Raw genomic sequence first — 22,868 nt, forward strand, 5'->3', positions numbered from 1 at the left:
CCCTTCCTCAGAGAGGACCCCGCCATGACTGAATCCACCGACGCCGCCGGAATCCGCCGCGTCACGGTCGTCGGCGGAGGCGTGATCGGCGCCTCCTGGGCCGCACTGTTTCTCGCCCACGGCCTGGAGGTCACCCTCAGCGACCCACAGCCCGGCATCGACAACCAGGTGCGCGAACTGATCGACGGCACTGTGCCCGTACTCCAGGGCCTGGGGCTGGAGACGGCGGACCTCACCGAGCGCCTCGGGTTCGAACCCGACCTGGCCATCGCCGTGCGCGAGGCCGACCTCGTACAGGAGAACGGCCCCGAACGGCTGAACGTCAAGCAGCAGATGTGGCGAACGATCGAGGAGAACGCGCCGGCGGGCGCCCTGTTCGCCACCTCCACCTCCGGCATCCCGGCCACCGACATCGCCACCGTGCTGCGCCGGCCGGAACGTCTGGTGGTGGGCCACCCCTTCAACCCGCCGCATCTGGTACCGCTCGTGGAGATCGTGCCCTGTGAGCTCACCAGCGAGGAGACGGTCGAGCGCGCCCGTGCCTTCTACACGGCACTGGGCAAAAGCCCCCAGGTGCTCCGCAAGGAGGTTCCCGGCTTCGTGGCAAACCGCCTGCAATCGGCACTCTTCCGGGAATGTGTCCAGCTGGTCGCCGACGGAGTCGTCACCGAACAGGAGCTGGACGCCATCGTCACCTCCTCCATCGGCCTGCGCTGGGCGGTCGCGGGGCCCTTCCAGACGTTCCACCTCGGCGGAGGACAAGGCGGCCTGGAGCACTTCGTCACGCATTTGGGCCCCGGCATGGAGAAGCGCTGGGACCAGATGGCTCAGGAGCACGTCGCCTTCGACGACGCCACCGTGGCGACCCTGAGCGAACAAGCGCGGAACTTCGGCGCCGGGATCGACGAGCTGGCCGCCGAACGCGACCGCAGGCAGGTCCTCCTGATGCGTGCCCTCGCCGAGACCCCCGGCGCGCACGAGGCGTAGAACGCGATCCAGCATCGGGCACAGCCCAGGGCACCCCTGGCACAGGACATCCAGCGGGCGCAGCCCTGCGCGGCTCGGCCTCCCCCCTTCCCCCCTGTGGAGAAAGCCCCCCACCATGAACCCACTCACCGAAAAGATCTCCCAGGCCGTAGCCCACCCCCTCACCGGCGACGACGACTTCGACATCCACCACGCCCTGCACGACGTCCTGGCCGACATCGGAATGCGGGCCAAGGACAGCGGTGGCGCGATCACCTTCCTGGGAGCCGACCCGATCGTCCCCTCCACCCTCCGTCTGGGAGCAGTCCCGGCGCTGGGCATGACCGCCAAGTCCGTGGCCCTCGCGTCGATGTGGCGGCACCGCGGCGGTGGAGGGCAGGACATCACCATGGACCTGCGTAAGGCCCCGCATCGCCTGTGCCCCTTCTACGACAAGAAGTGGGAGAAGCTCAACGGTTTCAGTCCTGGCCGGCCGCATGACCCCGACAACCCTTTCAGCCTGCGGTTCTACGAGACCCGCGACGAGCGCTGGGTCATGCCGCTCAACCTGTATCCGAAGATCAAGGACGCCACGCTCCGGCTGCTGGGGACCTACCCGGACGAATCCGCCGTCGCGAAGGCCATCAGTACCTGGGACGCGGCCGAACTGGAAACGGCCGGCACGGACGCCGGTGTCGTGATGCCGATGCTGCGCACGACCGAGGAGTTTCTCGCCGAACTGCAGTACAGGAATCACCTCGCCCACGAGCCACTGATCAAGATCGAGAAAATCGGCGACAGCGAGCCCGAGCCCCTGCCGCCGGGCGTTTCCCAGCCCCTTGACGGTCTGCGAGCGCTGGGTATGGGACACGTCATCGCGGGCGCGGGTATCGGCCGCGACCTCGCCCAGCACGGCGCGGACGTCCTGAACCTGTGGCGTCCCACCGAGTGGGAGAACGACGTCACCTACTACTCCGCGAACGTCGGAGCCCGGTCGGCCACTGTCGATCCGTACTCCCCCGAAGGGCAGAGCCGGATCCGCGATCTCCTGCGCGAGGCCGACGTCTTCTACGCCAATCGCCGGCCCGGCTTCCTGGAGAAGATCGGCCTCTCCCCCGAGGAAGCCGTGGCGGTACGTCCCGGCCTCGTCTACGCGACCGTCAGCCTGCACGGTGACAGCGGACCCTGGGCCGACCGCGTGGGCTTCGACCAGACCGCCGGCTGCGTCAGCGGAGTCATGCTCCGGGAGGGAACCGAGGGGCGCCCGGCGCTGCCGCCCATCGGCGTCGTCAACGACTATGTGCTGTCCTGGCTGGCCACCACCGGAATCATCCGTGCCCTGATCCTCCGGGCCACCCAGGGTGGCAGCTACCGGGTCAGCCTCAGTCTCAGCCGGGTGTCCGCCTGGATCCTCAGCCTCGGTGTCTTCGACCGCGCGTACGCCCACGAAGTAGCCGGCACCGGCGGCCCCGACTCAGCCCACGCCTACCTCGCCCCCGAGCAGTTCACCGCCCAGACCCCCTGCGGCCAGTACACCGGCGTCGCCGACCAGGTCGTCATGTCCGCCACCCCGGGCCGCTTCCGGACGGTCCTGGTCCCCCGCGGCAGCGGCGCCCCCACCTGGCTGCCACAGCCCTGACCGGACCACCGGCCCGGCCGCTGTCGGCGCCCGTCCACTTCCTCAGCGCATCAACACCCCGCTTTCACCGGCAACATGGGAAGGCCCTTCCGTGATCAGCGTCCCCTCGCACAAGCTCAACGACGGTTCGAAGATCCCCGCCCTCGGCCTGGGCACCTATCCGATGGACGACGCGCAGGCGGAGCAAGCCGTCGCCGAGGCACTGAATCTCGGCTACCGCCTCGTCGACACGGCCACCAACTACCGCAACGAGACCGGTACCGGGCGCGGCGTCGCCCGCAGCGACATCCCTCGCGAGGAGATCGTCGTCACGACGAAGCTGCCCGGCAGGCATCACGGGTACGAGGAGACCCTCGCGTCCTTCGAGGAGTCCCGCGGCCGTCTCGGTCTGGAATACGTGGACCTCTATCTGATCCACTGGCCGCTGCCCCGCGTCGGCAAGTACGTGGAGTCCTGGAAGGCGATGGTCAAACTCCGCGCGGAGGGCCTGGTCCGCTCCATCGGCGTCTCGAACTTCACCCCGGAACACATCACGCGGCTGGAGGAGGAGACCGGTGTCCTGCCCTCCGTGAACCAGGTCGAACTGCATCCCTTCTTCCCCCAGGAGGAGTTGCGGGCCTTTCACGCCGACAAGGGCATCGTCACGGAGAGCTGGAGCCCCTTGGGCCGAGGCACCGGCCTGCTGGACACCGCCGCCGTCGTGAGGGTCGCCGAGGCCCATGGCGTGACGCCGGGCCAGGTCGTGCTGCGGTGGCACACGCAGCTCGGCGCGGTCCCCATTCCCAAGTCCGCGGACCCCGGTCGCCGGCGCGAGAACCTCGACATCTTCGGCTTCGAGCTGACAGCCGCCGAGCTGGCTGCCGTCTCCGACCAACCCTCGCGGCGTATCGGCGGAGACCCCGAGGTGCACGAAGAGTTCTGATCCCGCACCGCCCGGGGAGGCGAGCGGCTACCCCGTGACCTGGCGAATGTGGGGCACCACACGGGTCAGCCGCAGCACGCCCCACAGAACCGCCGCGGTCCCGATCGCCTCGGGAATCAGCCACCAGCCGGTACGGACCGTCTCCCCGAACAGGGTGACGCCCAGCATCAGACTGACCGTCGCGTCACCGATGGTCAGCGCGGGCTGCGAGGCCGCCAGGGCGCCGGCCTGCAGCGCGTTCTCCAGCAGCAGGATCGCGCTGACTCCGGTCAGCGCGAAACCGTAGGTCTGCCAGGCGCCGAGGAAGGCGGCGAAACCGTTGTCGGCGAGGGTGCCCGTGGCCGACTTCAGCAGCGCGGCGGTCAGGGCGTTGCCGACGGCGGACGCCGATCCCAGCACCGCGGCCCGGAACAGCGGAGGGTGCCCCGGACGGGCCACAGCGACCAGTACGCCCATCGCCCCCAGGCACAGCACCAGCACCGGGATCCACCTCACCATGGCGGCCTGGTCGCCTGCCCCGGAGGGAGCAGCCGAGCCGAGGACCAGGGCGAGGCCTGCGACCACACCGGCGACGGCCCACCAGCCCGCACGCGGCAGACGCCTGTGCAGCAGCGGAATGGCGATCAGCAGGGCCAGCGGCAGCTCCAGGATGAACAAGGGCTGCACCAGTGCCAGCGGCCCGTTCACCAGAGCCAAGGCCTGGAAAACCGCGGCCGCGACAACCCCGGCGATCCCGATCAGCCACGCCGGACGCCGAGCCAGTTCGAAAATCAAGCGGAGTCCCCCGCCGCGTGCGACGGTGGACGCCGCCTTCCGCTGAAAGGCGGTACCGGCCGCGTTACTTGCGGCTCCCAGGACAGCGAACAGCACAGCCAGCACGATCACTCTTCCACCATGCCCGCTGCAGGGACATCAGGCCTTCCGTGACGCGCCACCCGGCGCGCCTCGCACCGAGTCCGGCGCTCGGCTGCCTCACCGGAGCAGGGGCAACACGAGGAAGGCGATCAAGTCGCCTGCCCGGGGCGCCACAAGGCTCCGGCAGCCGTGTCACCGGGGCCGTTCGGTCCCCACGATGCCTGTCTCGTACGCGATGATGACGGCGTGGACACGGTCGCGGGCGCCGATCTTCGCGAGGACCTTGCTGACATGGGTCTTGATGGTGGAGGCCGAGAGCACCAACAGCTCCGCGATCTCGGTGTTGGTCAGCCCACGGGCCATGGCCAGCAGGACCTCCTGCTCACGCCCGGTTAGACCGGCCAGACGGGCATCGGCTTCCGCGCCGCCGGAGTCCGCCGGTTCCGGTGACTTCTTCACGAAAGCGTCCAGCAGTCGCCGGGTCAGGGCGGGGGCCGCGACCGCGTCTCCGGCGGCCACCGCGCGGATCCCGGCCAGTAGTTCGTCCGGCAGCGCGTCCTTGAGCAGGAAGCCGCTCGCCCCCGCGCGCAGCGCGCCGTAGGCGTACTCGTCCAGATCGAATGTGGTGAGTACGAGCACCCGTGAACGGCTCCCTGACGCCACGATGCGGCGGGTGGCCTCGATGCCGTCGACACCGGGCATCCGGATGTCCATGAGGACGACGTCCGGGCGCAGCGATGCCGTCTGCCGGACGGCCTCGGCACCGTGTCCGGCCTCCCCGACGACGCTTGTGTCGGGATGGGCGTCGAGCAGCATGCGAAAGCCGAGGCGTTGCAGCGGCTGGTCGTCGACGATGAGCACCGTGGTCATGGCCGGTTCTCTCCAACGGCTGGGGGCGGGAGCAGGGGAAGAACGGCGTGCACAAGCCAGCCACCACTGTCCGTGGGCCCGGCCTCGGCGCTGCCTCCCGCGAGGGCGGCGCGCTCGGAGATGCCGACGAGACCCTGGCCCGGGTGACTTGTGGGTCCGGGCTTCGGGGTGCCCAGGGGTGGTCCGCTGTCACGGACGCTCACGTCGACGGCTTCCTCGGTGACCCGCAGCACGACCTGGACCGAGGTCGCCGCACCTGCGTGCTTGAGGCTGTTCGTCAGCGCTTCCTGGACGATGCGGTAGACCGCGAGTTGCACGCCCGGGGTCATGGCGTCGTGCCGGCCCGCGGTGCGGTAGGAGATCCGTGGGCCGGCGGACTGCGTACGCTCCAGCAGGCCGGCGAGGTCGGCGGTTCCCGGCTGTGGACTCAGGGCGGCGGTGTCTTCCTGCTCATCCGGGCGTTCACGCAGGGCGCCCAGGGTACGGCGCAGTTCGCTCAGCGCCTGTCGGCCCGTGCCCGCGATGATCCGCAGGATCTGGGCGCCGCGCTCGGCGTCCGGCGCGGCGGCGGCGCCGTCGGCGAGACCGATGATGACGGCCAGGTTGTGGCCGACGATGTCGTGCATCTCCCGGGAGACCCGGGAGCGCTCGGTGAAGACGGCGAGCTGCTCACGCTGCGCGCGTTCCACCTCCAGCTGCGCCGCCCGGTCGGCCAGCGCGCTGAGCTGGGCCTCGCGCACCCGGACGACCAAGGCGACTGCGATCGCGGCAGTGACCGAGCAGCACAGGAAGAAGAGGATGGTCAGCGACTGCTGATCGAACGGCTGGAACCAGAAAGCGGCCACGGTGAGTGCCACCACCGTGCCGAGCGCCGCCCACGGCAGTCTCTTGATCCAGTCGTAGCGGGCCATCGAGTACAGAGCGATCATGAGGCTGCCGACGCCGCTGCGGAACTCCCCGCCCTGGGACCACTGGAGCACGCAGCAGAGCAGCACCGCCGCCAGGACGGCGGACGGAACCCGGCGGCGCCAGATCAGGGGAAGCGTTTGCCCGGCGATTGACACCAGGAGCAGCACGGAGATGTCAGGACGGGCGTCCAGGCCGTGCCTCTCATTGGGCACGAGCAGGTCGACCAGGCTGTTCGCCAGCACGAGCAGGGCCAGCAGGGAGTCCAGCAGCACCGGGTGTGCACGGCCCAGCCGACGCACCGCACTGGCCAGGCCGACGGCCCGGCGCACCAGCCGACTGCTCCACAGCACGTCCAGTTCCGGCGGGAACAGCTCGCCCCGCGGGAGGTTGCCGGATCGCACGGCGCTTCCACCTTCCCTTCGGGTCCGCTCCGCCCAGGTCACATGCCCCCGCGATCACTGTAGAGCGATCGCGGAGGCACGGACGCCTACCCTTTTGCGCCCGTCACGCGTCGGAGCGCCTGAGCCGCCAGGCGGCACCGGCCACGGCCAGGGCGACCCAGCCGACGAGGACCGCCAGACCCGCGCCCGGGCTGAGGGTATTGCTCGCCTGGTGGAAGGCGAACATCGAGCCCCCGGCGTTGCTGGGCAGGTAGGGGCTGATGTCGTCCTGCAAATCGGTCGACAGCAGTCCGGTGAAGACCGGCAGCAGCATGAGGGTGACGACCAGCAGTCCGATGCCACCGGCGACCGAGCGGAGCAGCGCACCCAGCGCCACACCCAGGACACCTGCCAGCGCAAGGTACGCCCCGGCCCCGAGGAGACTGCGCACCACTCCCGAGTCCGAGATGCCGAGCGCGAGGTCGGTGCCACTCAGCACGCCTTGCGTCGCGAAGAACGACACGAATACCGCGACCGTGCTGACGAGGAAGGCGACGGCACCGAAGGCCGCGATCTTGGACCACAACACGGGCAGGCGGGTCGGGACCGCCGCGAGGGTGGAGCGGATCATGCCGGTCGAGTACTCCCCGGCCATGACCAGGACACCGAGCACACCGAGGGCAAGCTGAGCGAAGTTGATCCCACCGAGAGCGACGGCGATGCCGTCCTGCACATCCGACCCCGGCCCCCGGCCGTCGCCGCCCCGGGACGAGTAGGTGGAGGCGAAGATCAGCCCGAACCCGATGAGAATCACCAGAGACAGGCTTAGCGTGATCCAGGTGGAGCGCAGCGACCAGAGCTTGGCCCATTCCGAGCGCAGCACATGGACGCCGGTGACCTTGTACTCGGGGCGGGTCCGGGCGGCGGTGGGTTCGGCGGTCAGGGTGCTCATACGGTGCTCCCGACGGGGGTGCTGGAAGTGGTCCCGTGGTATTCGACGGCGTCACCGGTCATGGCCATGAACGCGTCTTCCAGGGACACGGTCTGCGGGGTGAGCTCGTAGAGGGGAATGGAGTGCTCGAAGGCCGTCGCACCGATCTGACGTGCGTCCAGGCCGGTGACGTGAAGCTCCTCGGAGCCCGTGGCACCGGTGATCTCGACGTCCGGACCGAGCAAGAGCTCCCGCAGCCGGGCGGGGTCCCCCGTCAGGACCTTCACGCTGTGACCCCCGGCCTCCTGGATGAACCGTTCGACGGTGGTGTCGGCGAGGAGCCTGCCGCGCCCGACGACGACCAGGTTGGTGGCCGTCAACGCCATCTCACTCATCAGGTGCGAGGAGACGAAGACGGTACGTCCTTCCTCGGCGAGGCCCGTGAGGAGGCGGCGGATCCACAACACGCCCTCGGGGTCGAGTCCGTTGACCGGCTCGTCCAGCATCACGGTCTGCGGATCACCGAGCAGTGCCGCGGCGATGCCCAGGCGCTGGCCCATGCCCAGTGAGAACGCTCCCGCGCGCTTGCCTGCGACCTGGGTGAGACCGGTCATCTCGATGACTTCCTGCACCCGGCGGCGTGGGATGCCGTGGGTGAGCGCGAGCGCGTTCAGGTGGTTGAAGGCGGAGCGGCCGGGGTGGATCGACTTGGCTTCCAGCAGCGTCCCCACCTCCTGCAGCGGGGCTCGATGCTCCTTGTAGCGGCGGCCGTTGACCGTGACCGAGCCGCTGGTGGGCGCGTCCAGCCCGACGATCATCCGCATAGTGGTGGACTTGCCGGCGCCGTTGGGGCCGAGGAAGCCCGTGACCACACCCGGCTTGACGGTGAAGTCGAGTCCGTCGACGGCTGTCTTCTCGCCGTACCTCTTGACCAGCCGGTGTATCTCGATCATGTTCCGTCCCTGCGTGAGCGTATCGAGGCCGGTCCGGGCGCGGTGCCGCCGGGGGCCGTGCCTCAACGATAGGAACGGGGAAGGTTGGAAACCCGGTACCGCGGGCTGGTTCCGGCGCGCGGACGGTACCGGGGTACCGCGCTCCTGTGATCCTCAAGGATGACTCGCGGTTTTCGATACGACGACGATATGTCCGGGCTCGTAGCCTCGGAGTATGCGTGTGTTGATCGTCGAGGACGAGCCCTATATGGCAGAGGCCATCTGCGCCGGCCTGCGCCTGGAAGCCATCGCGGCGGACATCGCAGGTGACGGCGACACCGCGCTGGAGCTGCTGAGCATCAATACGTACGACATCGCCGTCATCGACCGGGACATTCCCGGGCCCAGTGGTGACGAGGTCGCCAAGAGCATCGTCGCCTCCGGCAGTGGCATGCCGATCCTGATGCTCACCGCTGCCGACCGTCTCGACGACAAGGCCACCGGGTTCGAGCTCGGCGCCGATGACTACCTCACGAAGCCGTTCGAGCTTCAGGAACTCGTCCTCAGGCTCAGGGCACTGGACCGCAGGCGCGCGCACAGCAGGCCGCCCGTGCGGGAGATCGCGGGTCTGCGGCTTGACCCGTTCCGCCGGGAGGTCCACCGCGACGGCCGCCATGTCCCGCTGACGAGGAAGCAGTTCGCCGTACTCGAAGTCCTCGTCGCCGCCGAAGGCGGGGTCGTCAGCGCCGAGGAACTGCTGGAGCGTGCCTGGGACGAGAACGCAGACCCGTTCACCAACGCCGTACGGATCACCGTCTCAGCCCTGCGCAAACGGCTCGGCGAACCCTGGAGCATCGCCACCGTGCCAGGCGTCGGCTACCGCATCGACACCGCAACCGGCACCGGACACAAGGGGCAGAGCCGTGGATAGGCAGCCTGGTGTGAGCGTGCGCGTCAAACTCACCCTCAGCTACGCCGGATTCCTCATGCTGGCCGGCGCCCTGCTGATGGGGGCGGTGTGGGTGTTCCTCCTGAGGTACGTCCCCGACCGTGCGATGCTCTACAACCCCGATGACAGGCCCAGTGGCGGTGTTTTCCCCGTCCGGTCCGCTCTTCTCAGCGTCTTCGCTCCGAGGGCAGCCGCAGTACTGGCATTCCTGCTGGTGTTCGGCCTTGTGGGTGGGTGGATCCTCGCCGGCCGCATGCTCGCTCCGCTGACCCGCATCACGGACGCCACCCGCATGGCCACCAACGGATCGCTCTCCCACCGCATCCGGCTGCCGGGCCGCGGGGACGAGTTCCGCGAACTCGCCGATGCCTTCGACATCATGCTGGAGCGGCTCGAAGCACACGTCGCCGAGCAGCAGAGGTTCGCCGCCAACGCCTCGCACGAACTGCGCACGCCGCTGGCGACCACGAAGGCTCTTCTCGACGTGGCGCGCAACGATCCGCACCGCGACGTCGACGAGCTCGTCGAGCGCCTCCGCGTCGTCAACGCCCGGGCGATCAACCTCACCGAGGCGCTGCTCGTGCTCAGCCGCGCCGACAAGCAGGCCTTCATCCGCGAGCCCGTCGACCTGTCCCTGCTCGTGGAAGAGGCCGCCGAGACACTGCTCCCGCTCGCCGAGAAGCGCGGGGTCGCCATCGACGCCTCCGGTGACATCGCCACGGCTTCCGGGGCGCCGGCGCTGCTACTTCAGATGACGACGAACCTCGTGCACAACGCCATCGTGCACAACTTGCCCGAACGCGGTTCGGTGTGGGTCCGCACCGGCGTCCGCTCCGGGAGCGCGTTCCTCACTGTCGAGAACAGCGGCGAGAAGCTCTCCCCAGAGTTGGTCTCGACCCTGACCGAACCGTTTCAGCGCGGCACCGAACGCATCCACAACGACCACGCCGGCGTCGGCCTCGGCCTCGCCATCGTCCAGCGGATCGTCCACGTACACGACGGATCCCTCACCCTCACCCCGCGCGCCGACGGCGGCCTGCACATCGCCGTTCAACTACCCGCCCCAGCACCGGATTCAGCCAACCAGTTCAGGAACTTGATCAGTGAGTGAAGCAAGACAAGACGTTGCGGACGTGCAGCAGCAGGGCCAGGCGGAGGGGCGCGCCGCAACCAGCGAGAACGCCGAAACCGCCCTGAAGCGTTCGGTCATCCACCGGGCGATCGGCAGCCTGTCCCGGCCGGGGCCGTGGAAGCGCGGCCGGGTGCTCGCGGCGCCGGCGCTGCTGCTCGGCCTGCTCCTGCTGCTGCATGCGCAGATACCGAACCGGTTCGGGAACATCGGCAGTCTGGTGGAGACCGCCCTGCCGTGGTTCGGCGTGTTCATCCCGGTGCTCCTCGCCGGGGCGCTGTGGCGCCGGTCCGCCTCCGCGGTGGTCGCGCTGCTGCTGCCGGTCGTGATGTGGGTCAGCCTCTTCGGCGGGCTGCTCATCGACAAGTCGCACGCGGGCGGCGACCTCACGGTGGTCAGCCACAACGCCGGCGCCGACAACCCCGACCCCGCCGGCACCGCCCGCGACCTGGCTTCCTCCGGCGCGGACCTCCTGGCCCTGGAGGAGATCACCGCACAGGCGAAGCCGGTGTACGAGAAGGAGCTGGCGAAGGCGTACCAGTACCACTCGGTGCAGGGCACGGTCGGGCTGTGGAGCAAGCTGCCGCTGTCGGACATCCGGCCGGTCGACATCGCGCAGGACGCCGGGCCGCTGGGGGACGCCAAGCCGGCCGACGTCAAGCTGGCCTACAACCGGGCGCTGCGTGCCACGGTGGCCACCGATCACGGGCCGCTGGCCGTGTATGTGGCCCATCTGGGATCCGTTCGCGTGAATCCCAGGGAAGGCTTCTGGACGGCGAGCCGGAACAGGAACGCCGAGGCGCTCGCCAAGGCCGTCGCCGCCGAGCAGAACAAGCGGGTGGTACTGCTCGGCGACATGAACGGCACCACGGACGACCGTGCGTTCGACGGCATCACCTCGCAGCTGCACTCGGCCCAGGACGCGGCCGGGAACGGCTTCGGCTTCAGCTGGCCGGCGAAGTTCCCGATGGTACGGATCGACCAGATCCTCACCCGGGGCGTGGAGCCGCGGAGTTCGTGGGTGCTGCCGGCCACCGGGAGCGACCACCGGCCGGTGGCGGCCCGCGTCAGCTGGTGACCGTATTCCGGTAACGGACGTGTCGGAACCGGCCGGACAGGAGATTACGGAACATATCGCGGGCGCAGGCTCAGGACCCCTGCACCCGGACCGCCGAGCCGCGCTCGCTCATCCGCGGCGCACAGAGAATCCGCTTCCTCCGCACCCGCTTCCCCTCGATCGCCGCGACGACCAGCCGGGCCGCCTCGTCGGCGATCCCGGCCAGTCCCCAGTCCACCGTGGTCAGCGGTGGCGTGAGGACGCGGGACACCGGGTGATCGTCGAAGCCCACCACGGACACGTCCCGACCTACCTCGAGTGAGGCCTCGGCCGCCGCCGCGTACACGCCGTACGCCAGGGAGTCGGAGAAGCAGAAGACGGCCGTCGCGGGCCTCGAGCCCTCGAGGACGCGGCGCGCGACCGCCGTAGCCTCGCCCAACTCCTGTGGGCAGGGCACCAGTTCGGCCCGCAGCCCGAGCCGCTCGGCGGCCTCGCGCGCATACACGTCGGCAGGCCGGTCCGGCGTACTCGGCCGGGTCGGGGTCAGCACGGTCACCCACCGGTGGCCGAGATCGTGCAGATACTCCAGTACGGCGTCGATGCCGGCCCTGTTGTCGAAGATGACCTCACCCGCCGTACGGGTCGCGCTGAGCGAGTCCCCGACCGCCACCACCGGCAGCGCCTCGGCGATCGCCGCCCATCCCTGGGCCGCGGGGTTCACCGGCGACACCAGCAGCGCGTCGACGCGCTGATCGAGCAGCTGCTTGGCGAGCACCAGCTCGCGGTCGGGATCGCCGCCGGCGTCCAGGATCAGCGCATAGCGGTCGCCGGCGAGCAGTTCCCGGCCGATGGCCGCCATCAGCTGTTGCTGCCACAGGTCCTGGAGGTCGCCCGCGATGACGCCGACCATGCTGGTGCGGCCGCTGGCCAGTGCGCGGGCGATGGGGTCGGCCTCGTAGCCGAGCTCGGCGGCAGCCTTGCGCACGCGCTCCTCGGTCTCCTTCGAGACGTGCTTGCCACGCAGGGCATAGGAGACGGCTGCGGTGGAGAGGCCCGTGGCCTCGGCCACCTCCCGGAGGGTGGTGCGCTTATTGGGCCTGGCCATATCGGGAAGCCTACCGGGACCTGTCCGCTCTGCGGCCCACCCTTGACACGCCGCCTTGTTAAGCGCTTAAGTTAAGCGCATAAGTGAAGCGGTTAACCTGACCCTCGAACCGAATCTCCCGAGCACTCTCCAAGGACTGCCGCGTGCCCACCGACGTCCACCAGCACATCTGGCCGCCCGAGTTCGTCGAGGTGTTGCGCGCCCGTACCGCGCCGCCTCACCTCGACGGCTGGACCCTGCACCTGGCGGGTGAACCGCCCTACGACGTCGATCCGGCCGACCACGACATCGCGGCGCGCACCGCGCTGACCCGGACCGACGGCCTCGACCTGGCCCTGGTCTCGCTGTCCAGCCCGCTCGGCATCGAGTACCTGCCGCCCGCGGAGTCCACTCAGCTCCTCGCCGCCTTCCACGACGGCGCGCTTGCCCTGCCGGCACCTTTCGGCGTCTGGGCCTCGCCCTGTCTGTCATCGCCGATCCACGAGGCGGTCGAAGCAGTCGAACGGGAACTCCGCCGTGGCTGCCGAGGCCTCCAACTCCCCGCCACCGCACTGCTGGACGCGACCGGCTGGGACCAGTGCGCACCCCTCCTGGGCGTCCTCACCCAACACGACAAGCCGCTCTTCATCCACCCGGGCGCGGCTCCGCCCACCCGCGACGTCCCGTCCTGGTGGCCGGCCCTGGTCCCCTACGTGGAGCAGATGCACACGTCCTGGTTCGCCTTCCGCGCCTTCGGCCGCGCCCGGCACCCACGCCTGCGTGTCTGCTTCGCCGCTCTGGCGGGCTTGGCCCCACTGCACGGCGAGCGACTCGCGGCCCGCGGCGGCGGGCGCGGCGAGATCGACTTCGACGCCTTCTACGACACCTCGTCCTACGGAACACGCGCCGTGGACGCGCTGGTCCGGGCCGCCGGCATCGACGTGATCGTCAGCGGCAGCGACCGCCCCTACGCACCCCTCGTCGTCCCCGACCTCGGCGCGGACGCCGCCGTCCACGCGCTACGCACCGTCAACCCCGCCCGGTTGCTGAAAGGAGCCACCCCATGACGTATCAGCGCCTTCCGGACCGCACCCTCGACAAGCGTGAACTCCAGGCGCTCGTCGACGAACTCGCCGGCCGTCCCGACCTCTGGCGCGAACAGGTGGCCTTCTCGGACGAGGAGCGGCACTACGCCTCGTTGTACCGCGACGAGTACGTCGACGTCTGGCTGCTGTGCTGGACCAGGCAGAACGACACCGGCTGGCACGACCACGACATCTCCTCCGGCGCGGTCGCCGTCGTCCAAGGCGCGCTGAACGAGTCCAACCCCCGCATAGGAGGCAGCCACCTGTCCGTCACCGTCGGCACGGGCAGCTCCTTCTGCTTCGGGCCCGAACACATCCACCGTCTCACCGGCGCCACCGACGACGCGGTTTCCGTCCACGCGTACTCGCCACCGCTGTGGCGCCTGGGCCAGTACGACATCACCGACGACGGTCTGATGCGCCGGCTCTCCGTCTCGTACGCGGACGAACTGCGGCCTCTGGACACCCCGGCTGCCTGACGTGCCCGGCAGGCCGCGGGTGGACGAACTTGAGGTGCAACGCCCGGTCGGCAGGCGCTCGGACTATGCGCCGCGACGGACCCGCGCGGCTTTTCGGGCCTCGGCTGTCTGACGGGCTTCGGCGGCCCTGCGGGACTCACCACTGACGCGGCCCGCCCGGCCCGGGAGGCTGCCCATGCCACGGAAGGGGCCTCCGCCGCGCTTGGGCCGCTCCGCGACCAGCCCGCTGCTACTGCCACCGCCGCCTCCGAGGGGGACACCGGAGGGGGTCCGGGCACCGGTGATGCGGCTCAGCTCGGCCTCTCCGGAGCGGACCTGGGTGATCTGCGGCCTGATACCGGCGTCGGACATCAGACGCGTCATGTCACGGCGCTGGTTGGGCGTGACCAGCGTGACAACGCTGCCGGACTCACCGGCGCGCGCCGTACGGCCGCCACGGTGCAGGTAGTCCTTGTGGTCGCTGGGCGGGTCGACGTTGACGACGAGATCGAGGTCGTCGACGTGGATACCGCGAGCGGCGACATTGGTGGCCACCAGGACCGGGACGTGACCGGTCTTGAACTGTGCCAGCGTGCGGGTGCGTTGGGGCTGCGACTTGCCGCCGTGGAGTGCCGAGGCCTTGACGCCGTTGTGCAGCAGGTGCTTGGTGAACTGGTCGACAGCGTGCTTGGTGTCCAGGAACATGAGCACGCGCCCGTCGCGGGCGGCGATCTCGGTGGCGGTGGCGAACTTGTCGGCGCCGTGCACATACAGCACATGGTGTTCCATCGTGGTGACCGCGCCCTCCGACGGGTCGACCGAGTGGACCACCGGGTCATGCAGGTACTTGCGGACCAGGAGGTCGATGTTGCGGTCCAGCGTGGCCGAGAACAGCATGCGCTGGCCGTCGGGACGTACCTGGTCGAGCAGTGCCGTGACCTGGGGCATGAAGCCCATGTCGGCCATCTGGTCGGCCTCGTCCAGGACGGTGATGCTCACCCGGTCCAGACGGCAGTCCCTGCGCTCGATGAGATCCATGAGGCGGCCCGGAGTCGCGACAACGATCTCCGCCCCGGTACGCAGTGCGCCGGCCTGCCTGCCGATCGACATCCCGCCGACCACCGTGGCCATCCGCAGCTTCAGCAGCCGGGCATACGGGGTGAGCGCATCGGTGACCTGCTGCGCGAGCTCACGGGTGGGGACCAGGATCAGGGCCAGCGGCTTCTTCGCCTCGGCACGCTGCCCCGCCGTGCGGACCAGGAGTCCCAGGCCGAAGGCGAGTGTCTTGCCCGATCCGGTACGCCCACGCCCCAGGACGTCACGGCCCGCGAGGGAGTTGGGCAGGGTGGCGGCCTGGATCGGGAACGGTTCGGTCACGCCGAGGTCCGCGAGGGCCTTCAACAACTCGGCGGGGATGTCCAGTTCGCTGAAGGCCGCAACCGCGGGAAGTCCCGGGGTGATGGTGACCGGCAGCGCGAACTCTCCCTGCGGCGCGGACGGTCGGCGCCCGTTGCCGCCCGTGCGGGCGCCGGGGCGATCCTGGGCCTGCGGTCGGAAGCGGGCCCCTCGGTCGGAACCGGCGGAGCCGTCCTTGCGAGTCTTGGAGTAGCGGTCGTTCGTGCGAGCTGAGCGGTTCATGGAGAACCTTCCTCGATATGGCACGCATCGAGGAATTCCCGGCGTTCATAAGCCGAATGAATTGCAAGCACGAGCCGAATGTAAGACCAAAAAAAATAGGCCGGTCGGGCCGGCACGGTAAGAAACAGCCGCCGGTATCGGACTTCTCCGAATCCACCGGGATCGGTCTACCGGGTCGCAGGAGTCCGAATCGGGCCATCACTGCCCGTCCGGCAGAACCCTGCAAAAAGCAACAAGCTGGGACCCCACCCGCGAGGGTGGGGGTCCCAGCTGCCTCAGACGCTTCAGCGTCAGGCGGGAGTGATGTTCTCCGCCTGGGGGCCCTTCTGGCCCTGCGTGATGTCGAAGTTCACCTTCTGGCCTTCCTGGAGCTCGCGGAAGCCCTGGGCGGCGATGTTCGAGTAGTGGGCGAAGACGTCCGGGCCGCCGCCGTCCTGCTCAATGAAACCGAAACCCTTTTCCGCGTTGAACCACTTAACCGTACCGGTAGCCATGTCAAATCTCCTTCGAGGCCAAGCCCAGGGGTTCGCACTGTGTGAACCCCCGCGTCGCCGAGATGAACCCCGTCCGGCAAAAAGCACCGGAAATACAAAAATGCCCGACGAAATTGATTCGTCTAAGGCACTTGAAGTCAACGGGAACCACAACTGCAACTGGATCAAGCCTAGCACGATGCACGGATCGGGGCACGGCGCGTGCCGCCCTCCTCCCGCGCTCCCGCGCTCCCGCGCTCCCGCGCTCCCGTACTCCCGCGCTCCCGTGCTCCCGGCCCGCCGTGCCGCACACTCCACAAATTTCTGAACCCGCGGGTGCGGATATCGGCCTCGGCTGATCACGCCGCCGCACCGTGGCACGGAGGCGAGCGGTTGGCGCGCCGCGCCCTCGACGTCAACGGGGCGTACCTCTTCGCGGTCACTTCGTGCTGCCCGGCAGGGAGTTCGGGCGGAACCATCTCGGCCGTGCTTCCCAGATCTGATCGGCGCCACGGGCGGTCTGCTTGCGCAGGATGTCCGGGATCCAGGGGTGAGCCACGATGTCGTAGCGGCCACCCCTTGCAGACTTCCTCCAGCAGCGCCATCGCATCCGGGATCGCCCACTCGACCAACGCGGCGGTCGCCGCCCCCATGCCACCCTCACTCACCGAACCTGTGCGATCGGTCAACTCCGGCCCTCGGGACTCCAGAACTCCGGCCCGACGCCGCGCCAGTCGATGAACGGCGAGATCGCGGCGGCCACCGGATCCACATCCAGCCCCGCACGCCGCAGGAACTCGGAGAGGTCTTCAAGGTTGTACGCCACCCCCAGGTTCTCGCCGTTCACGCGAACTCGGCGCCCGCCCTTGGGCAAGGGCGGAGCCACGGTCACAGGCAATGGTGCGGACATGGAGCCAGCCCCGTTCGTACGGTTTGGACACGGATCCGGATGCCCGCGTCGGACTCTGATCCGGGTGTTCGTCGCGGCCTCCTCACTCCCCGGTGCGGCGCGCTGCGGCCTCGAAGGGCAGGACTCGGAAGCGCCGGACCTTCGGAGGCGTCACCCTCTCCCGTCTGCCCGAGTCGGCATGAGCGGCAGCACCGAGTCCTCTCGGCGGGCCATGCCGTAATTCAATCACGTGTTCGATTTATCGCGCACCGACTGCACTCACCGCTCTGACTGTCACCTGTGCCTGAGCGTGCCGGCTGGCCCCTGAGCGTCGTATTTGGCCACCCTCGACCTCAGAAGCTGAGTGCCGTCGTGCCTGATCAGGACGGTCTTCGAGGATCGCCGCGATGCCGAGCGCGGCCGACGGTTCGACGACCAGGCCGGCGTGGTCGAAAAGCATTCGCATACCGGCGATGATCGACGACTCCCGCACCAGGACGGCGTCGTCGGCAACCAGCAGAAGGTCTTCCAGGACGGCCGGGATGGGACACCGTCCGGCGTCTGCTGCACGGCACAGCAGCCTAGCGCCATGGTCACGACGTTTTAGTCTCACCGTCGGATTCCCTGGCCCGCGCGATGACGTGCGGCCGGCAGGAGGCTCGGTCATTCGCGGCCTGCCTGTGGACAGCGGGGGCGGACGGTTCACCCAACAGGCCCGGCCGCCGGTAACGGCGTACCGACCAGGACCTGGCTCTGCGCCGGCCCGGGCGATGCGACACAGTAGTTACGGAGGGCCCTCTCCCAGCCCGACCGCGTCGCGCCGATGGTGCCGGCCCCTCCAGGCCGAGGAGGACCAGGCCAAGACCCTCGTCGACCGGAAACGTCTTCTCTCCCCGTTCGCCGACGCCTCAAGGACTACGCCTCTCGGCTGAGCCCGGCGCGGACGTGCGAAGGGAAGGGGTCAACGTCGGCATCGGATGAGCCGATACCAACGGTGAACCCACCGCACGACTGCCACGAGAAAGGGAGGCGACGATGTCCCGCACACAGGATTGCCGCATGGCGGATCGGCCGGCCGACTATCAGCGTCTGGGGATCACCAGGGGCGAGATCGCGCCCTGGGAGGACGGCTTCCGCTCGCGCCCCGGCGGCCCCGGAACCTTCGAGTGGTGGTACTTCGACTGCGTCCTCGACGACGGATCCACCCTGGTGATCAACTTCATGGCCAAGGACTTCCGGGTCGGCAAGGGCGTCAACCAGCCGCCCGCGCCGGTGGTCACCATCGAACTGGACCGGCCGGACGGCACGCACATCGAACGGACCTCACCGGAGTATCCGGACGACCACGCCTTCGCCACCGACCGGTGCGACGTCCGCATCGGCGACAACCGCATCAGCGGTGACCTGCACACCTACCGCATCCACGCGGACGTCGAGGGCGTCGTCGCGGACGTAATCCTTACCGGACAGGTCCCCTCCTGGCGGCCGGAGACCGGCCACGTCACGTTCGGCGAGGAGAAGCCGAAGTACTTCGCCTGGCTGCCCTCCGTCCCCCAGGGGCGGGTCGAGGCCACCCTCACCATCGACGGCACGACCGAGACCCGGACGGGCACCGGATATCACGACCACAACTGGGGCGACGCCGAGATGGCGCGTCTCATGCACCACTGGTACTGGGCTCGCGCCGAAGCAGGCGACTACACCGTGATTGCCTCCTACATCACCGCCGCGAAGAAGTACGGCTCCGCCGAGGTCCCCCTCTTCATGCTCGCCAAGAACGGCGAGATCCTCGCCGACCGCGCCAGCCTGGTCCGCTTCACCAAGTCGGACGAACACTCCGACCCGGTCACCGGGAAGCCGGTGGCCAACACTCTGGTGTTCGACTACGACGCCACCTCCGAGGGCGGCGAAGGGTTCCGGGTCACCTTCCGCCGCGAGAACACCATCGTCCAGGGCCGCATGATCGAATCCCTCAAGGGGGCGAAGCGGATCCTGGCCAGACTCGCCGGATTCAACGGCGGCTATCTGCGCTTCACCGGCCAGGTGACCGTCGAGCACCTCGCACACGGCGAGGCCGTCGACAGTGTGAGCGCGCCGGCTCTGTGGGAACTCATGTACTTCGGCAAGCACTGACCCGGATCCGGCACGACGACGGGCGTCCGCGTGCGCTCCCGGCCTACCACTCGCCCCGCTGTCAGTACGTAGCGCGGGCCCCGGTACCCATCCCCACTGGCTTTTCGTGCGCTGGAGCTCAACATCTTCTGCCGGCCGGATCCCGGCCACAGTGCCGGTCAGCCCAAGCCGGTACGACCGTAACGCCGGCCGTACCGGCACCGAGGCGAGGATCCCGCTCGTCGGCGCTCTATCGCGCAGGTTTCTGCTTCAGCATCCCGGAGGCGATCGCGATGACGACTGCGATCACGGCCACCGGCACCACCGGTGCGTAGGTGTGCGCGTGGCTGAGCATCCAGTCTCCGACGAAGGCGCCGGCCACCATGCCCACCAGGACCCCGGTGAGGCGACGTGCCGCGGCGGGCTTGAGAGTCCAGGTGGTGATACCGGAAACCCAGCTGATGAAGGTGGCCGTGGCCGCCGTGGTGGAAATGCCAGGCACATGGAGCGACCGAATGGCGTTCATCTGCAGACCCATGGCGAAGGCGTTGAGGGCGACCAGGATGTTGGACACAAGGCTGGACGGGGACGTCGCCATCCACACGACGAGGAAACCGACCTGCGCCACCGTCGCGACGCAGAGCGCGATGGAGACACGACGCGGCCACGCTTCGAAGATCTCGGAGTCCTCCATCTCCTCGTCGCCGTTGAACGCGGTCAGGATCCTTGTTGCCAGCGCGGCCCCCACGGCGAACGCGGCAAGGGAAATCACCACGCGAACGGGATCCGGACCGTCGGGCGGCCGGGTACCGGCTACGCCCAGTCCGAGAAACACCAGGTTTCCGGTCTGGAACGCCGTGAAGACCTTCCCGAAAGAAAGAAAGCAGATCGCTTCGAAAACGCCTGACGAGAATGCCAGGGCGACCAGCAGCCGGTCTCGAATCGCCAGTAGCTCCGGAGTCGCGTGCGCGGCGGCCAGGTCCACACGCCGGTCATCCACAGGTTCGGCTCCTCGGCCGCCCTGGACCGGCAGGGTCGGGGCGACAGGTTGAGTGCCCTGAGAACGTTCGAGTCGAGACGGCCGGCCGTGAGCCTTTTGCAGGCTGCTCCATTGCATGCCTTTTCCTCCAAGCGCCCGGAGTCAGGAGCTCGCCCCGACTAGTTGCTAGGTACACATTTATCTCCGTTCAGGATGTGCCTACATCTCGCATAAAGCCACATATTTGGGCGAAACCTTACCCAGGCTTCAGGAAAAAACTACGAAGGCCGCCTGGGGGACAAAACAGGCAGGGCCGCGAGTTCTCGAGTCGGGGCACGGCAGGCCCCGGCCGGCGCCTGGTCAGGACAGTTCGGCCGGCCGTTGCCGAGCCTCGCGCAGTTCGATCCGCCGTGCCCTGCGTTGCCCAACTCGCCTGTCCCCATTGACGGATCATGGCGGCGCTCGTTAGCGTTCCCAGCGGTATCGAGTGTCAGCGTCAGGCCCTGGCTCGTTGACCGGCAACTCCTCACCGCGGTGGGGTGCTCCGGGTGAAAGCCCGGCAGAGTCACCGACTGCGCAAGCGCCTGACCGTTGGATCGGGCCTGAGATCGGGAGGACCAGCGTGCGGTACAGCAGTGAGCTGAGTGCCTCGATCGCGGCCGCTGCGGTGTTCTCCGGATTCTCCCGCCGACGCCACATCGACCTGCAGCTCTTCACCAGCTGCCTGTGTCACGGCTGATTGCGACCCTGCCTCCCGCTCTCTGGGTGACGCTCGCCGACGGCTTTGACGCCGCGGGCGACTCCGTGCGGGCTCTCACAGCGCTGTCGGAGTCCGCGGTGCCGTCACGCCTTCGTCGGCACCCTTCCCCCAGGCACCTTCCGAATATTTCCGCCACTCCGCCTTGGTCTGCACAGGGCCGCTTCGCCTTGGCATGCGCGGGCACGTGCGCGGTGACTTTGGAGTAGGAGAACCCGTTCCGTGATATCGCATCCGGATTCCCGACCTACCCGGTGGGCGGCACTCGCCGCACTGGTGACAAGCAGCCTCCTGCTGAGCGCCTGCGCGTCGAGCGGCAGCTCGACCAGCGACAGCGGCCCGGCCAGGTCCGGCGGCACACTGACCTTCGCGGTGGGTTCCGACGTAGGGTGCGTGGATCCGCAGCAGGTGGGCAGCAACGACACCATTTACTCGCTGCGCCAGATCGTGGACTCGCTGACCGACCAGGATCCCAAGACCGGCAAGATCGTGCCGTGGCTGGCGAAGAGCTGGGACATCAGTTCCGACACGACCACGTTCACCTTCCACCTGCGATCGGGTGTCACCTTCAGCGACGGGACACCGTTGACTGCCCAGGTGGTGAAGGACAACTTCGACGCGGTGCCGAAGCTCGGCGCCCTGGGGTCGCTGGCCCAGGGGTACTTGAGCGGCCTGGACAGCACCACGGTGATCGACCCGCTCACGGTGCGGGTCAGGTTCCAGCAGCCGAACGCGCAGTTCCTGCAGGCGACGTCGACGCACTCGCTGGGTATCGAGTCGTCGGCGAGTGCCAAGCAGAGCCCGCAGGAGAAGTGCAGCAAGGGTGTGGTCGGGTCCGGCCCGTTCGCGCTGGAGAGCTACGTACAGAACCAGTCCATCACCTTGACCAAGCGCAGCAAGTACGCCTGGGGCTCGTCGTTGTGGACCAAGCCGGGCGAGGCGTACCTGGACAAGCTGGTGTTCAAGGTGGTGCCCGAGGCGGGCGTGCGCACCGGCAGCCTGCAGTCCGGTCAGGTGGACGCGATCAGCAGTGTCGGCAAGGCAAACGAGGCGGCCCTCACGGGCGGCCAGGTGAACCTGCAAGGGCGGGCCAATCCCGGTGCGGTGTTCAACCTGGGGCTGAACAACTCCCGCCCGCTACTGAAGGACGTGAGGGTGCGTCAGGCGCTCCTGTTCGCCATCGACCGGCAGCAGATCGTCGACACCGTGTTCCCGACCGGCACCAGGGCGGCTACCAGCATCCTGGCGTACACGACACCGGATTACGCGGACCAGGGCTCGGATCTGGCCTTCGACGCGGCGAAGGCGAAGTCCCTGCTGGACTCGGCCGGTTGGAAGGTCGGCAGTGACGGCATCCGGTCGAAGAACGGCACCGAGCTCCGTCTGATCGTCCGGTGGTTCGCCAACGCGGCCACGAACCAGCCGACGCTGGAGCTGATCCAGCAACAGTTCAAGGCCGTGGGTGTCGACGTGGTGCTCAAGGAGACGCCCACCGCCCAGTTCGCGACGATGCTGCAGTCCGGCGACTTCGACGCGTCCTGGGGCAACCTGACCCGCGCCGACCCTGACATCCTGCGCAGCCAGTACTCCACCGAGTTGGCCAACTTCTACCACCTGCCGACGAGCCCGTTGGAGGAGGCGCTGACCCAGCAGGCGGCAACGACCGACGCGGCCGAGCGAAAGGAACTGGTCGGCCGCGCACAGCAGTTGATCGTGGGCAACGCCTACGTCATTCCCGTGGTGGAGCTGCAGACCCAACTGGGGGTGTCGAAGAAGGTGCACAACCTCGAGTTCGATGCCTCCAGCCGGATCCAGCTGCACGACACCTGGATCGGTTAGCAACCGGTGGAAGCG

At 68.7% G+C, this 22,868-nt stretch carries 20 protein-coding genes, 2 pseudogenes and 1 riboswitch; of the genes and pseudogenes, 10 read left to right on the forward strand and 12 right to left on the reverse strand.

The window, feature by feature from the left end:
- Positions 1-24: 24 nt before the first annotated feature.
- The 3 genes from ACFYPC_RS27820 (at position 25) to ACFYPC_RS27830 (ending at position 3,527) form a co-directional block, all read left to right on the forward strand.
- Positions 25-987 carry a 3-hydroxyacyl-CoA dehydrogenase NAD-binding domain-containing protein gene (locus tag ACFYPC_RS27820; protein ID WP_388681500.1) on the forward strand — a complete coding sequence of 321 codons (963 nt, stop codon included), beginning with the start codon at positions 25-27 and terminating at the stop codon, positions 985-987.
- A 115-nt stretch (positions 988-1,102) separates the two neighbouring features.
- A complete protein-coding gene (locus tag ACFYPC_RS27825; RefSeq protein WP_388681502.1) occupies positions 1,103-2,605 on the forward strand; it encodes a CoA transferase in 1,503 nt (500 codons plus the stop codon).
- A gap of 91 nt (positions 2,606-2,696) precedes the next feature.
- The gene (locus tag ACFYPC_RS27830; RefSeq protein ID WP_388681504.1) at positions 2,697-3,527 is read left to right on the forward strand and encodes an aldo/keto reductase; all 831 of its coding nucleotides are present in this window, start codon (positions 2,697-2,699) and stop codon (positions 3,525-3,527) included.
- 27 nt (positions 3,528-3,554) lie between these two features.
- Here the strand turns inward: ACFYPC_RS27830 and ACFYPC_RS27835 are convergent, their stop codons facing one another.
- From ACFYPC_RS27835 to ACFYPC_RS27855, 5 genes are all read right to left on the reverse strand, one after another.
- On the reverse strand, positions 3,555-4,412 hold the full coding sequence (locus ACFYPC_RS27835) for a DMT family transporter (RefSeq protein ID WP_388681506.1): 858 nt from the start codon (positions 4,410-4,412) through the stop codon (positions 3,555-3,557).
- 162 nt (positions 4,413-4,574) lie between these two features.
- A complete protein-coding gene (locus tag ACFYPC_RS27840) occupies positions 4,575-5,252 on the reverse strand; it encodes a response regulator (protein WP_388681509.1) in 678 nt (225 codons plus the stop codon).
- Entirely contained in the window at positions 5,249-6,562 is a 1,314-nt protein-coding gene (locus ACFYPC_RS27845; RefSeq protein WP_388681511.1) for a sensor histidine kinase, read from the reverse strand. The genes ACFYPC_RS27840 and ACFYPC_RS27845 overlap by 4 nt, the downstream gene beginning before the upstream one ends.
- 103 nt (positions 6,563-6,665) lie before the next feature.
- Positions 6,666-7,493, reverse strand: a complete 828-nt coding sequence (locus ACFYPC_RS27850; RefSeq protein ID WP_388681514.1) for an ABC transporter permease — start codon at positions 7,491-7,493, stop codon at positions 6,666-6,668.
- Complete coding sequence (locus ACFYPC_RS27855) at positions 7,490-8,425, reverse strand: ATP-binding cassette domain-containing protein (RefSeq protein WP_388681517.1); 936 nt, start codon at positions 8,423-8,425, stop codon at positions 7,490-7,492. Before ACFYPC_RS27855 ends, ACFYPC_RS27850 begins: the two co-directional genes overlap by 4 nt.
- A gap of 214 nt (positions 8,426-8,639) precedes the next feature.
- Between ACFYPC_RS27855 and ACFYPC_RS27860 the strand changes: the two genes are divergently transcribed.
- The 3 genes from ACFYPC_RS27860 to ACFYPC_RS27870 all read left to right on the forward strand — a co-directional run bounded on the left by ACFYPC_RS27860 (position 8,640) and on the right by ACFYPC_RS27870 (position 11,560).
- On the forward strand, positions 8,640-9,335 hold the full coding sequence (locus ACFYPC_RS27860) for a response regulator transcription factor (RefSeq protein WP_388681519.1): 696 nt from the start codon (positions 8,640-8,642) through the stop codon (positions 9,333-9,335).
- A complete protein-coding gene (locus ACFYPC_RS27865; RefSeq protein ID WP_388681521.1) occupies positions 9,328-10,464 on the forward strand; it encodes a sensor histidine kinase in 1,137 nt (378 codons plus the stop codon). Before ACFYPC_RS27860 ends, ACFYPC_RS27865 begins: the two co-directional genes overlap by 8 nt.
- Before the next feature lie 109 nt (positions 10,465-10,573).
- Positions 10,574-11,560 carry an endonuclease/exonuclease/phosphatase family protein gene (locus ACFYPC_RS27870; RefSeq protein WP_388681768.1) on the forward strand — a complete coding sequence of 329 codons (987 nt, stop codon included), beginning with the start codon at positions 10,574-10,576 and terminating at the stop codon, positions 11,558-11,560.
- Between the two features lie 70 nt (positions 11,561-11,630).
- On the opposite strand, the gene ACFYPC_RS27875 is transcribed toward ACFYPC_RS27870, so the two are convergent.
- Positions 11,631-12,644, reverse strand: a complete 1,014-nt coding sequence (locus ACFYPC_RS27875) for a LacI family DNA-binding transcriptional regulator (RefSeq protein WP_388681524.1) — start codon at positions 12,642-12,644, stop codon at positions 11,631-11,633.
- Between the two features lie 143 nt (positions 12,645-12,787).
- Between ACFYPC_RS27875 and ACFYPC_RS27880 the strand changes: the two genes are divergently transcribed.
- Both ACFYPC_RS27880 and ACFYPC_RS27885 read left to right on the forward strand, forming a co-directional pair.
- A complete protein-coding gene (locus tag ACFYPC_RS27880; RefSeq protein WP_388681527.1) occupies positions 12,788-13,690 on the forward strand; it encodes an amidohydrolase in 903 nt (300 codons plus the stop codon).
- On the forward strand, positions 13,687-14,187 hold the full coding sequence (locus ACFYPC_RS27885) for a cysteine dioxygenase (protein ID WP_388681530.1): 501 nt from the start codon (positions 13,687-13,689) through the stop codon (positions 14,185-14,187). The genes ACFYPC_RS27880 and ACFYPC_RS27885 overlap by 4 nt, the downstream gene beginning before the upstream one ends.
- Before the next feature lie 63 nt (positions 14,188-14,250).
- Here the strand turns inward: ACFYPC_RS27885 and ACFYPC_RS27890 are convergent, their stop codons facing one another.
- The 5 genes and pseudogenes from ACFYPC_RS27890 to ACFYPC_RS27910 all read right to left on the reverse strand — a co-directional run.
- Complete coding sequence (locus ACFYPC_RS27890) at positions 14,251-15,804, reverse strand: DEAD/DEAH box helicase (RefSeq protein WP_388681533.1); 1,554 nt, start codon at positions 15,802-15,804, stop codon at positions 14,251-14,253.
- A gap of 290 nt (positions 15,805-16,094) precedes the next feature.
- Positions 16,095-16,298 carry a cold-shock protein gene (locus tag ACFYPC_RS27895; protein WP_126388790.1) on the reverse strand — a complete coding sequence of 68 codons (204 nt, stop codon included), beginning with the start codon at positions 16,296-16,298 and terminating at the stop codon, positions 16,095-16,097.
- A 413-nt stretch (positions 16,299-16,711) separates the two neighbouring features.
- Positions 16,712-16,936 (reverse strand): annotated as a pseudogene (locus ACFYPC_RS27900) (transcriptional regulator); the annotation flags it as partial.
- Positions 16,937-16,962: 26 nt separating this feature from the next.
- Complete coding sequence (locus ACFYPC_RS27905; protein WP_388681535.1) at positions 16,963-17,163, reverse strand: hypothetical protein; 201 nt, start codon at positions 17,161-17,163, stop codon at positions 16,963-16,965.
- A 262-nt stretch (positions 17,164-17,425) separates the two neighbouring features.
- A pseudogene (locus ACFYPC_RS27910) lies at positions 17,426-17,725 on the reverse strand (hypothetical protein); the annotation flags it as partial.
- A 500-nt stretch (positions 17,726-18,225) separates the two neighbouring features.
- On the opposite strand from ACFYPC_RS27910, the gene ACFYPC_RS27915 reads away from it, so the two are divergent.
- The gene (locus tag ACFYPC_RS27915; protein WP_388681538.1) at positions 18,226-19,299 is read left to right on the forward strand and encodes a lipocalin-like domain-containing protein; all 1,074 of its coding nucleotides are present in this window, start codon (positions 18,226-18,228) and stop codon (positions 19,297-19,299) included.
- Between the two features lie 229 nt (positions 19,300-19,528).
- Here ACFYPC_RS27915 and ACFYPC_RS27920 read toward each other — a convergent pair whose 3' ends face one another.
- Positions 19,529-20,395, reverse strand: coding sequence for a YoaK family protein (locus tag ACFYPC_RS27920; protein WP_388681541.1), 867 nt, complete (start codon positions 20,393-20,395; stop codon positions 19,529-19,531).
- Between the two features lie 341 nt (positions 20,396-20,736).
- Positions 20,737-20,846: riboswitch (SAM riboswitch) on the forward strand.
- A gap of 390 nt (positions 20,847-21,236) precedes the next feature.
- Here ACFYPC_RS27920 and ACFYPC_RS27925 point away from each other — a divergent pair.
- Positions 21,237-22,853, forward strand: a complete 1,617-nt coding sequence (locus ACFYPC_RS27925; RefSeq protein ID WP_388681543.1) for an ABC transporter substrate-binding protein — start codon at positions 21,237-21,239, stop codon at positions 22,851-22,853.
- The last annotated feature ends 15 nt before the right edge of the window (positions 22,854-22,868 follow it).

It is taken from the genome of Streptomyces sp. NPDC005808 (assembly GCF_042871385.1).
Lineage (GTDB): Bacteria > Actinomycetota > Actinomycetes > Streptomycetales > Streptomycetaceae > Streptomyces.